This window comes from Methylibium sp. T29, from assembly GCF_000576205.1.
GTDB classification, from domain to species: Bacteria; Pseudomonadota; Gammaproteobacteria; order Burkholderiales; family Burkholderiaceae_C; genus Methylibium; species Methylibium petroleiphilum.
On the sequence record NZ_AZND01000128.1, the window covers coordinates 1 to 10,005 of the forward strand.

A 10,005-nucleotide genomic window follows, 5' to 3' on the forward strand; every position below is an offset into this window, starting at 1 on the left:
GCGGTGCTGGTAGACGGTGGTCTCGAACTCCACGAAGCCCGGGTAGGACGCGGCGTCCATCAGCGGCAGGATCTGCGTGGCCCAGTAGCCGCCGATGCCGGCCCGGCGGTCGGCCCAGAAGAAGCAGTTGGCCAGGCCCGCCCACATCAGCGAACCGGCGCTGCGGCCGGTGGGCGCGCGCTCCCGGTTGGTCATGAAGCTGTAGGCCCAGCCCTTGTCGGTGCCGGGCAGGAACTCGCCGGTGTTGGCCAGCGAGGGGATCGACGTGGTCCACCCACCCGCCGACAGGCCCAGGGCCTTCAGCCCGTCCTGCGCCAGCGCGTCCACCGTCTCCGGCCTCAGCACGCGGCCGAAGGGGCCGCTGCCGTCGTTGAGCAGCATGCGGATGAACTTCATGTACTCGCCCACCGTCGCGTACAGGCCCTGGCCGCCCATGTCCATCGGCGGCGGGTCGGGCAGCTTCAGGTCGGGCAGCGGCGTGAGCGTGCCATCGTCGGCACGCGCATGGATGACGGCGCGCCGCGGCTGCATGTCATCCGACATCCCGAAGCCGATCTCCTCCATGCCCAGCGGGTCGAACAGCCGCTCGCGCATCACGTGGCCCAGCCGGTCGCCGCGCAGCTTTTCCACGATGCGGCCCAGCCAGTCGATGTTGACGCCGTAGGTCCAGGCCTCGCCGGGGTCGTGCAGCAGCACCGTGCGGATCGAGTCGAAGCTGCACGACACCACGGTGGGAATGCCGCGCGCGGCGCGGAACTTCAGGTCGTCGGCGCTGAAGAACTCGTAGCACAGGCCCGAGGTGTGCAGCATCAGGTCGCGCACCGTGATCCGGCGCCTGGGCGCGCGCAGCCGCGGCTGCCCGGCCGCATCGAAGCCGTCGAGCACCTGCAGTTCGTCGATCTCCGGCGCGTAGCGGCCGGCCTCGTCGTCGAGGCCGAGCCGCCCCTCCTCCACCAGCTGCATCACCAGCGTGGCGGTCAGCGGCTTGGTGGTGGAGAAGATGGCGAACACGCTGTCGGTCGACATCGGCGCGTCCTGGCCCAGCTGCAGCACGCCGGCCGCGCCGCGGTAGACGTCGGCCTTGCGGTCGGTGGCCATGGCCACCACGCCGGGCACGCCGCCTGGTTGCAGCACGCTGCGATCCAGCAGCGCGTCGAGCGCGCTGCCCAGCCTGTCCTTGTTCATGGCGGGTCTCCCTGGCGCTCAGCGCATGGCGAAGCCGGGGTAGCCCATGGCCGCCTGCTCGTCGCACTGCCGGTGGTAGTTGCCCACGCCGCCGGCATAGGACAGCAGCCGCCGCGGCTTGCCCTCGACGTTGGAGCCCATGTACCAGGAGTCGGTCTTCACCAGCAGCGTGCGGTTGGCCACCTCGTCGTGGTGCCGCACCCAGGACTCCTCGAACTCGCGGGTCGGCTCGACCACCTTCTTGCCGGTGGCGCGCGCATAGGCAATGCAATCGGTGACCCACTCCACCTGCGCCTGCAGGCAGGTGGGCATGTTGCACAGCGCCGCGGTGGGCGCCAGCGGCGAGGCGGTGCTGAACAGATTGGGGTAGCCGTGGATCTGCATGCCCATGGCGGTGCGGATCTCCTTGCTCCACTCCTGCTTCAGCGAGCGACCGCCGCGGCCGCGGATGTCCATGCGCGTCAGCGCGCCGGAGCCGGCGTCGAAGCCCACCGCGAGGATGATCACGTCGACCTCGTGCACCTTGCCATCGGAGGTCTGGATGCCCTCGGGCACGATGCGCTCGATCGGCGTGGCCCGGCAGTTCACGCCCTCCACGTTGTCGCGCAGGTAGACCTCCAGGTAGCCGCTCTCCAGCGGCACGCGGTGCGTGCCGAAGCCGTAGTCGGTGGGGATCAGCAGCTCGCACAGCGCGGGGTCGTTGCCCAGCCGCTCGCGCATCTTGCGGCGCACGAACTCCGACACCTCGAAGCTCACCGACTCGTCGAAGAACATCTCCGGGAAGGAGGCGAGCCACATCGACAGCGAGCCGTCCTCCCACAGGCCCTGCAGCACGGCCTCGCGCTCGGCCGGCGTCTTGTCGGCCCAGGGCCCGGCGTCGAAGTCGTAGTCGAAGCCGGCGAAGGTGCCGCGCACGCGCGCCTTCAGCTCATGGAAGCGCGCGGCGAAGTCGGCCCACTCCTTCTCGCCGTACTTCGGGTTGCGCATCGGGATCATGTACTGCGGCGTGCGCACGAACACCTTCAGTTCGGCCACCTCGGGCGCGATGGACTGGATGACCTGGATGCCGGTGGCGCCCACACCCACCACCGCCACGCGCTTGCCCTTCAGGTCCACACCCTCCTTGGGCCACAGCGCTGTGTGGTGGATCTGCCCCTTGAAGCTGGACTGCCCGTGGAAGCGGTTGGTCAGCGGCGCCGACAGCATGCCCATGCAGCACACCAGGTACTGCGTGTCGATGGTCTCGCCCTGCTGCGTGACGAGGCTCCAGCGGCCGGTGGTGTCGTCGTAGTGGGCGGAGTCGATGCGTGCGCCGAAGCGGATGTCCTTGCGCAGGTCCAGCCGGTCGGCCACCCAGTTCAGCCAGCTCTCGGTTTCCGGCTGCGCCGGGAAGCGCTCGGTCGGCTTCCAGGCCTTGTACAGGTCCTCCGAGAACCAGTACTGGTAGATCTCGGCCTGCGAGTCGAAGCGGGCGCCGGGGTAGCGGTTCCAGTACCAGGTGCCGCCGACGCCGGAACCGGTTTCGTAGGCGCGCACATTCAGGCCGAGCTCGCGCAGCTTGTGCAACTGGTACAGGCCCGCCACACCGGCGCCGATGACGACGGCATCGAGTCGCGTGACGGGGGCGTTGGGGTTCGAATAGGCAGCCATGGGGTCTCCGGGGGTTCGCGATTTGCCGGGGCAGATCGCAATTCACGGACCACGGCCGGCCCACGGATTCCTGAGGGTTCACCCTCGATCGACGGCGCGATCAGGGCCTGCAGGCCGGCTCGGCGCCGCCGCCGCGCGCCCACCCTCGGACAGCGTGTCCGACAAATAGGACAGGCACGACGGCGGCCAGGGAAACGACCCGTCAGCGGTACTTCGCCGCGGTGATGAACTGGCCGAAGGCCTCGCACCACACGATGACCGTGTTGAACCGGGACGGATCCACGCCCTGCGGCACCGGCACCAGGAAGTTCTCGAACGTCTTGACGTCGCCGACCCGCAGCATCTGCGGCTTGAGACGCTGGAAGTCGGCTTCGGTCTCCACGAACTCCGGCGACAGATAGAGCTTGTAGTCGGGCCCCGGCGCCAACCTGCCCAGCAGGCTGATGCTCCGGGGGCCGACGAACACCATGCCCTCGCCCCAGTGCAGCGCGTCGCTGTCCTTCAGCTCACGACGGAACTGCGCCGTCCACTGCGCAGGCCCCATCAGCGCTTCGATGTCCTTCGGCGCCAGCGCGCTGGGCGCCACCAGGATGGGCAGCGCGTAGATGCCCAGCGCGAACCCGATGGCCAGCGCCAGGAGATGGGAGACCAGGAGCACGGTGCGTTTCATGGCGGTTCAGTCGCAGCGAGGGGGCCGGGGCTTACAGCCTGAGGCCCCGCGCGCGACGGCCGCTACTTCGCCGGGTTCACCCTCTCGAACACCAGCGTGCCCTGCCCTTCGGTGCCGACCCAGGTCATGCGCTGCCCCGCAACGCTGACGTTGTAGCTCTGCCCGACGGCGAAGTTCGTGGCCGAGGTGGTGAACTTCTGGCCTTCGAGCTTCCACTGCGTCTTGGCGTAGAGCTTCTCCTGCATGCGCTTGTACTTGTCGTCGCAGTGGCTGCCGCTGGCGTCGAGCCGGTAGCGGCCGTCGGCGTGGATCTCGTAGACCACCTGCGCCGCGCACGGCCGCTGCTGCAGCAGCGCGGCGTGCGAGTCCATCGACCGGCCGTCGAGCACGACGGTGTGCGACAGCTTCTTCCACGGGCCCACCACGGCGGACGGGGTGAGCGGCGGGTTGGCGGCGGCGGGCGCGGCGACGAACACCAACGCCAACGTAACCAGCAAACTGCTGAGCAGGGACTGCATGCGTGGACTCCCGGGAATGTGCCGTCAGGGCTGCATGGGACCGCGCCGACGACCCGGCCGCCATCCCCAACTCGTCGCGAATGCCGAGCCGCTCAGCCTGCGGGCGGCGGCAGGTGCTCGCCGAGCAGGGCTTCCGCCCACTTCAGCAGTGAGGGATGGGCCACGCTGCGCGAGGGATCGTCGTGCCAGTAGAGCCGCAGGCAGCCCGCCTGCGGGCCCACCGTCTCCAGCACCACGAAGTCACCGGCATCGTTGGTGAGAACCGGCAGCCACGACGCGCTCCACGGCGCCATGACATCGGAGCGGGGATCGGAAAAGTAGGCCAGTTCGCTCCGGATCTCGCCAGCCGACAGCAGGCGGCGATTGTTCTTCGTGCTGAGAGGCGCGTTCCAGGACTGGCCGTCGTGCCAGGCGAGCAGTGCCTGAAGGTCGGCCGGAAGCCTGGCGCCCTCTGGCAGCAGGGCGGCCAGCGCGGCCAGGTCTTCTGCGCGCGCCGGCGGCCGCAGGGTGGCGCACACCTGCGGCGGGAGAGCGGTGTCGAGCCGGGCGAGCACGGCCGCAAATGCCGCGGTGTCTTCGGTGCTGGGGGCAGGCATGGCGATGGACTCCAGCCGACGACGGCTAGAAGGTGACCGGGTGGTACTTCCGGTTGGCGCCTTCCAGGCCCAGGGAGAGGCCATGGTCGGGCCGCTCGCCCAGGTCTTGCAGCTGCACGGCCACGCGGTCGTTCGAGAGCACCTGCCGGCCGAGGTAGACGTGCCGCGCCTGCATGTCCGGCACCTCGACCGACAGCACCGCGGTCTGCCACCGGATGAAGGCACCGGCGAGCTTGTAGTCGCCGTTGAACCGCAGGCCGAACGCGTGCGTGCCGGGCTTGACCCGCACCCACACCGGACACCCCGCCTGGGCACAGGCGGTGGGCTTGCCGTCCACATGCGTGATCTCCAGCGCGCCGTTCCTGGCCGCGTTCTCGGTGATCACCGAGAACACGCTGGTTTCGCTGGGCGCGAGACCGGGCTCGTGCGCAACGTAGGGCGCCTGATGAAAGGCGCAGCCGGCCAGCAGGGCGGCGGCAACCGGTGCAGAAAGCGTCTTGGCGAGTTGCAGCATGGTGTCGGCACGAAGAAGGGGAAGCAGCGGACCGGGATGATTGCAGAGCTGCCGCGCGCAGCGGCGGCTACCGGGCGGCGAAGGCAGCGCGCAACCGTTCGTTCAGCGCGTCGTCGTCGATCTCGGCCAGGGCCACCAGGTGCCCCTGGCTCGCCCAGTTGAGCAGCGCGTCGAGCAGGGGCACCGCAGCAGGCTCGTCCGGCGTGTGGGCCATGGCCTCCTCGAGGGTCTTGCCGGTCTTCACGCGGTCGTCCTGGACGAAGAAGAAGCGGGCACGCGCCGTCGGCGCGTGTGGCAGGAGAACGCCGCCACGGGCCAGCAGGTACTGGCCGCGGACCGAGCGCATGTAGAAGGCGAAGGCGGGGCTGGTGGCCAGGAAGTACCGGCCCTGGGCGTCCTGCCCATGGGCGGTGTACTTGCCGGGCAGCACGCCGAGTTCGGTGTTCCTGGCGCTGCGGGTCCAGACCAGGCGTTCGGCGAGGTCCACCGCTCCGGCCTCCGGGGACGGCTGCAGATCCTTGGGGTTCACGCCGGCGAACTCGCCAGGCGGAGCGGCCTGCGCGCCGGCGGTGAGGGCGAACAGCAGTACGGCGAGGAAACTGGGCTTGCGCATCGGTCACTCCTTCGACGGGTCGGAGTGTCGGAGAAACCGGGACAGGCCCCGGCGCCGCTCGCGCCGAGCGCTCGGCATCATGCCCCACCTCCACCTTCTGAGACACGGCGACGCTCACCGAGGCAAGCGTGTCGGTGAGCTCCAGCTGCAGCGTCCAGGTCCCCGCGGAGCGGCCCAGCAGATCGCTCATGCTGAGGACCGGCTCGAGGATGCCAACGCTGTTGGCGCGATTGAACGGCATGCCTTCCCAGAAATAGTCCTGCCGCATCGGGGGATGGGTACGGCCGTCGGGCCCGACAGCGGAAAGGCTCGCGACGAGCCTGCGCTTGCGTGCATCGTCGCGCAGCGCACCGGCGACCAGCACCGAGAGCGCGATCTCGTCATCGGCCCGGTAGCTCTGGACGAGGCCGTCGACCAGCCGTGGCGCTTCGGACACCACCGGCAGCAGGTTCCACCAGTCCCGCCAGAGCGGCATGGGCATGGCGACCAGCCAGACGCGAAGCGGACCGTTGGCTCCGTAGGCCTCCGAGCCGATCCGTGGCGTGGCGTCAGGCTCCAGCCACTGCGCAGGCGAGCGGAGCTGCGCATGTGCCGACATCGCCACCGAGGTGACAGCAAGGAAGGTGCGGCGCTTCATGACGACGCCGAAGGTTCGAACTCGACTGTGAAGCGCGTTCTTGTCCGGCTCATGGCGCTCTCCTGTCCACAGCGTGTCTCGACGCGTCCCGGAAATCGGGGGAGAGCCGAGCTAGTCGGCTCGCCCCACAACCTCCCCGGTGTGCACGTCGATGACCTGCGGATACCACCGTTGACGTTCAACGAACTGCGGCTGAATCGCGTAGCGCCTGCCTGCCACGGCGCTGAACGTGACAGGGGGTTCCGCGTTCGAGGTGACTGTGTGATGCGGCCCCGCGTCGTTGAGTCGCGCGGTGATGGTGCGTTGCCCAGGCAAGACCTTGATGGTTGCGAAGTTTCCGCCGCTGTAGGGAACGGGTTTGCCATCGACCGACACGAGGTACATGCGATCACCGACCAGCGTGGCCAGTTCACCGTCCGGGCGCGGCGCACCGTCGTACATGGCTGTGGTGCACGCGGCCACGATGACCGTGAGCAAGGCGAGCATGACCCGGCGAGCAGGACGCTTGAGGGAATGAGCGGTGGGCTGCATAGGCGGGACCGGGGGCCTGACGCACGACATTCTGGCAGGCCGCATCGACAAGAAGGACACCCACGACGGCGCGCCAGCGACAGAAAGCACCCGTTCAACTGCTTCAGTCCGATAGAGTTGAATCAGGTTCGAGAAGCCGGGGTCGGTGCCCACCGAACCGGCAGCATGGCGACCGACTTGGACACTCGAGGAGACAACGATGAAGACGACGGGTCTCGCGCTGGCATTGGCCCTGGCATGCGCAAGCGCTTATGGCGCCGGCGACCTGACACGACAGGAACCCACCCGGGTGACGATGGTGCTTGGGAACGCGAAGGGTGAGCATCGCTTCAGCCCGGACTCGCTGACGCTGGAGACCGGAAAGCTTTACGTGCTGCGCCTGGAGAACCCGAGTGCCAACGAGTACTACTTTGGCTCGCAGGGACTGGCGGATGCCGTGTACTCGCGCAAGGTGGTGGTACTCGGGCCAGATGCGAAGGCGGTGGCGGAGGTGTATGGGCCGGTTCGGCGAGTCGAGCTGAAGCCTGGCAGCGTCGTGGAGTGGTGGTTCCTTCCGGTGAGGACAGGACGCTTCGAAGACGTGATGTCGACGCGGACGCACACGGAAGCTGGGATGCGAGCCACCATCGACGTGAAATGAAGCCTGGCGACCGAGGCCGCCGCGCGCGGTCCGACAGATCGACGCGCTGCGCTTGAGCGTGATGAAACAGCAGGCCGGACCACGAAACCCTCGTGATTCGAGCTGGCTGGCGAGGTGCCCTCTGCATCTGACGAATGTGAGGCGGGTGGTGAACCCAGCGCCGGCAGCCGCCCGTCGCTCCGAACCACCGAAACCTTACGCAGCCTCGAAGAAATATGGTGGTAATGATTTCGGTGCGGCCACGACAGAACCCTGTGGCCGCGGTGGGCGCTGCCACACGACACGAACCCACTCACCAAGGAACATTCATCATGAACAAGCTGACCACTCTGGCCTTCGTTGCGTTGTCATTCATGGGCACCGCCCAGGCGATGACCACGATGGACCACGCCGGCATGGGCACCGCCCTCTCGCGTGCCGATGTCGTTGCCGAGTACCTGCGCGCTCGCGCCGCCGGCGAACTGGACCACGAAGGGTTTCCTGCCGCAACCGCTGCCAAGCACACGGCTTCGACGCTGACGCGCGCCGAAGTGACGGCCGAGTACCTGCGCGCGCGCGCCGCCGGCGAGATCAGCATCGGATTCGAACGCGCGCTCCCCGTGAAGGCGCCGGTCTCGACGAAGACCCGCGCCGAGGTGCAGATGGAGTACGAGCGTGCGCGCAAGGCCGGCGAACTCGACACGAGCTTCGGTCGCGGCTGATCGGTGCATTGCGCTCTGCTTTCGAAGCCACATCGGCAGGCGGCATGGCCGGTCGGCCGAGACGATCTACGGGCTCCACAGCCGAACTGATCCATCGCCGAGCGCCGTGGACCAAGGGGGCCGTGGAGCTGGCCTCGCTGCAATGGGGTGCTTGGTTCAACGACCGACGATGAACGGGTGGATGCACGGCGACTCGGCGACATCCTTGATCAACACGCCGGGCTGGTCGCTCATCTGAACTGCCTCGAGCTTGATGGCCACGCCGTATCGATTGATCTGCTGTGGCCCGGGCATTCCCATCGATCACTCCTTCATTAGGTCGGAGTGTCAACGAAACCGATACAAGCTCCAGGTCCGCCCGAGCGAGGGGTTAGGCACCCGCGCAGCGAATGACTACTTAGGTGTCTTTCTTGCAGACTTGTGCGTCGGCTTCTTTGGAGGCTTTAGCGCTGCCTGCATAAGCCCGACGAGTTTCTTCAGGTCAGTCATTTGAGCCTGAATGTAGCCTGCGTCCGGTACTTCGATGCCATGGACAAGTAGATTGCGGAAGCGCCGTAGGCGCTCGGCTGATTGGACGAGATCGGGTGGGAATTCCGAAATTTCCGACAAAACTCTCGGAGACGGCATGCCAATGCTCTTGTAGCCCTTTGTCGCCGCGACCGACCGCAGCATGCGCTCGTAGTCAATCCACAACGCCATGAACTGCCCAATCGCCTCGCTTTGCGAGGCCCTGGGTGCATCACTCGACGCGACGGACAGAGCGGGAACATCGAGTGCGCGCACATTCTCGTACACAGCATATCGAGACGTGTCTTCGGCAAGTACCTGGTCGATCACTTGCTCTGCCAGTGGCCGCTTCTCAAAGTCTCCGTGCAGCGCATCAACGTATCGTGCTAAATCTTCAGGCTTGTTCAGACCAAGATCTTGAAGAAATTGAAAGAGCAGGTCCACTCTGCCAATAGCCGAATCGTGTATGTCTAGGCCCGCGAGCTTGGCGCGTGACATCTCAAGCAACGACGACGCCAAGTCGTAGTGGTTGGTGTACTCGCGATCGTGAACGGAGACTCGCGCTTCACCGGCGCGCTGCAGTCTCTCTAGCGCAATCTCACCAGCAAGCACAAGCCCGTTCAGTTCATCAAGAATCGCGTACTCGTCCTCCGAGAGTGTTCCCTGAAGCGGCTTGTAGACGAGATCGTGCTCTACCTCGGACCACGCGTGCATGAGCACTGATGCAACCTGAATCTCAACGCGAGCTTCGGCATACCTCTTTTGCGACTCGTTGAGCAGTGACTCCGGCAGGCGGACTCGGTAGTGAGTGGCCCAGTAGCCAGAGAAGCGCTTCTCGTAAGTCGGCTTCGACGCTGTCGGGAATTCCTTTGGATCGGCGACGGGCACAAACAGTGTGCGGATGATTCGACCGACTTCGCTTCGCTCAGCTGGGAAGTAGAGAGCGACCCGGACTCCAGCCAGGTCAACGATGTCTTCGTAGATGTCTTCGACAGAGGCAAAGGGATGCGACTTCGCACGCTGCCTTACCTTAGTCTCAAGCCGAATCGGGTTCTTTGCGCGCGAAGTCACGATGGCGCGCACGCCAGCCGACTGTAAGTAGGAGTCAAGTACCTGCGCGGCCATACGGCAGGCTTGCTCGTAGAAATCGTACTCTTTCCGATACCGGGAGATGAACTGACCTATGAGGTCCAAGGCCTTGCTCCTGCGAGTGATGTCGGACTTGCGTGTTTCGGGTGCCTAA

At 66.6% G+C, this 10,005-nt stretch carries 12 protein-coding genes; 2 read left to right on the top strand and 10 right to left on the bottom strand.

Features of this window, described 5'->3' with window-relative positions; translation table 11 throughout:
- The 8 genes from x551_RS14320 to x551_RS14355 all read right to left on the bottom strand — a co-directional run.
- A partial coding sequence (locus x551_RS14320) for a serine hydrolase domain-containing protein (RefSeq protein WP_036234566.1) occupies positions 1 to 1,185 on the bottom strand: 1,185 nt, incomplete at its 3' end.
- 18 nt (positions 1,186 to 1,203) lie between these two features.
- A complete protein-coding gene (locus tag x551_RS14325; RefSeq protein WP_036234578.1) occupies positions 1,204 to 2,835 on the bottom strand; it encodes an NAD(P)/FAD-dependent oxidoreductase in 1,632 nt (543 codons plus the stop codon).
- Between the two features lie 202 nt (positions 2,836 to 3,037).
- Positions 3,038 to 3,505 carry a DM13 domain-containing protein gene (locus x551_RS14330; protein ID WP_011827992.1) on the bottom strand — a complete coding sequence of 156 codons (468 nt, stop codon included), beginning with the start codon at positions 3,503 to 3,505 and terminating at the stop codon, positions 3,038 to 3,040.
- A 62-nt stretch (positions 3,506 to 3,567) separates the two neighbouring features.
- Positions 3,568 to 4,023 carry a hypothetical protein gene (locus tag x551_RS14335; RefSeq protein ID WP_011827991.1) on the bottom strand — a complete coding sequence of 152 codons (456 nt, stop codon included), beginning with the start codon at positions 4,021 to 4,023 and terminating at the stop codon, positions 3,568 to 3,570.
- Between the two features lie 92 nt (positions 4,024 to 4,115).
- Positions 4,116 to 4,619, bottom strand: coding sequence for an SMI1/KNR4 family protein (locus x551_RS14340; protein WP_036234581.1), 504 nt, complete (start codon positions 4,617 to 4,619; stop codon positions 4,116 to 4,118).
- 25 nt (positions 4,620 to 4,644) lie between these two features.
- Complete coding sequence (locus x551_RS14345) at positions 4,645 to 5,133, bottom strand: hypothetical protein (RefSeq protein WP_011827989.1); 489 nt, start codon at positions 5,131 to 5,133, stop codon at positions 4,645 to 4,647.
- Between the two features lie 67 nt (positions 5,134 to 5,200).
- On the bottom strand, positions 5,201 to 5,746 hold the full coding sequence (locus tag x551_RS14350) for a hypothetical protein (protein ID WP_036234584.1): 546 nt from the start codon (positions 5,744 to 5,746) through the stop codon (positions 5,201 to 5,203).
- 748 nt (positions 5,747 to 6,494) lie between these two features.
- On the bottom strand, positions 6,495 to 6,869 hold the full coding sequence (locus x551_RS14355) for a hypothetical protein (RefSeq protein ID WP_036234590.1): 375 nt from the start codon (positions 6,867 to 6,869) through the stop codon (positions 6,495 to 6,497).
- Between the two features lie 244 nt (positions 6,870 to 7,113).
- Here x551_RS14355 and x551_RS14360 point away from each other — a divergent pair, with 244 nt between their 5' ends.
- Positions 7,114 to 7,554 carry a hypothetical protein gene (locus x551_RS14360; protein ID WP_011827985.1) on the top strand — a complete coding sequence of 147 codons (441 nt, stop codon included), beginning with the start codon at positions 7,114 to 7,116 and terminating at the stop codon, positions 7,552 to 7,554.
- 311 nt (positions 7,555 to 7,865) lie between these two features.
- The gene (locus x551_RS14365; protein WP_051495850.1) at positions 7,866 to 8,255 is read left to right on the top strand and encodes a hypothetical protein; all 390 of its coding nucleotides are present in this window, start codon (positions 7,866 to 7,868) and stop codon (positions 8,253 to 8,255) included.
- 156 nt (positions 8,256 to 8,411) lie between these two features.
- Here the strand turns inward: x551_RS14365 and x551_RS25865 are convergent, their stop codons facing one another.
- A complete protein-coding gene (locus tag x551_RS25865; RefSeq protein WP_155935849.1) occupies positions 8,412 to 8,555 on the bottom strand; it encodes a hypothetical protein in 144 nt (47 codons plus the stop codon).
- 93 nt (positions 8,556 to 8,648) lie between these two features.
- Positions 8,649 to 9,956, bottom strand: a complete 1,308-nt coding sequence (locus tag x551_RS14370) for a RelA/SpoT domain-containing protein (protein WP_036234592.1) — start codon at positions 9,954 to 9,956, stop codon at positions 8,649 to 8,651.
- Positions 9,957 to 10,005: the final 49 nt, after the last annotated feature.

Bases quoted from the DNA above. Each gene is read 5' to 3' on its own strand.
- x551_RS14325 (WP_036234578.1), bottom strand. From the start codon at position 2,835: ATGGCTGCCTATTCGAACCCCAACGCCCCCGTCACGCGACTCGATGCC.
- x551_RS14330 (WP_011827992.1), bottom strand. From the start codon at position 3,505: ATGAAACGCACCGTGCTCCTGGTCTCCCATCTCCTGGCGCTGGCCATC.
- x551_RS14335 (WP_011827991.1), bottom strand. From the start codon at position 4,023: ATGCAGTCCCTGCTCAGCAGTTTGCTGGTTACGTTGGCGTTGGTGTTC.
- x551_RS14340 (WP_036234581.1), bottom strand. From the start codon at position 4,619: ATGCCTGCCCCCAGCACCGAAGACACCGCGGCATTTGCGGCCGTGCTC.
- x551_RS14345 (WP_011827989.1), bottom strand. From the start codon at position 5,133: ATGCTGCAACTCGCCAAGACGCTTTCTGCACCGGTTGCCGCCGCCCTG.
- x551_RS14350 (WP_036234584.1), bottom strand. From the start codon at position 5,746: ATGCGCAAGCCCAGTTTCCTCGCCGTACTGCTGTTCGCCCTCACCGCC.
- x551_RS14355 (WP_036234590.1), bottom strand. From the start codon at position 6,869: ATGCTCGCCTTGCTCACGGTCATCGTGGCCGCGTGCACCACAGCCATG.
- x551_RS14360 (WP_011827985.1), top strand. From the start codon at position 7,114: ATGAAGACGACGGGTCTCGCGCTGGCATTGGCCCTGGCATGCGCAAGC.
- x551_RS14365 (WP_051495850.1), top strand. From the start codon at position 7,866: ATGAACAAGCTGACCACTCTGGCCTTCGTTGCGTTGTCATTCATGGGC.
- x551_RS25865 (WP_155935849.1), bottom strand. From the start codon at position 8,555: ATGGGAATGCCCGGGCCACAGCAGATCAATCGATACGGCGTGGCCATC.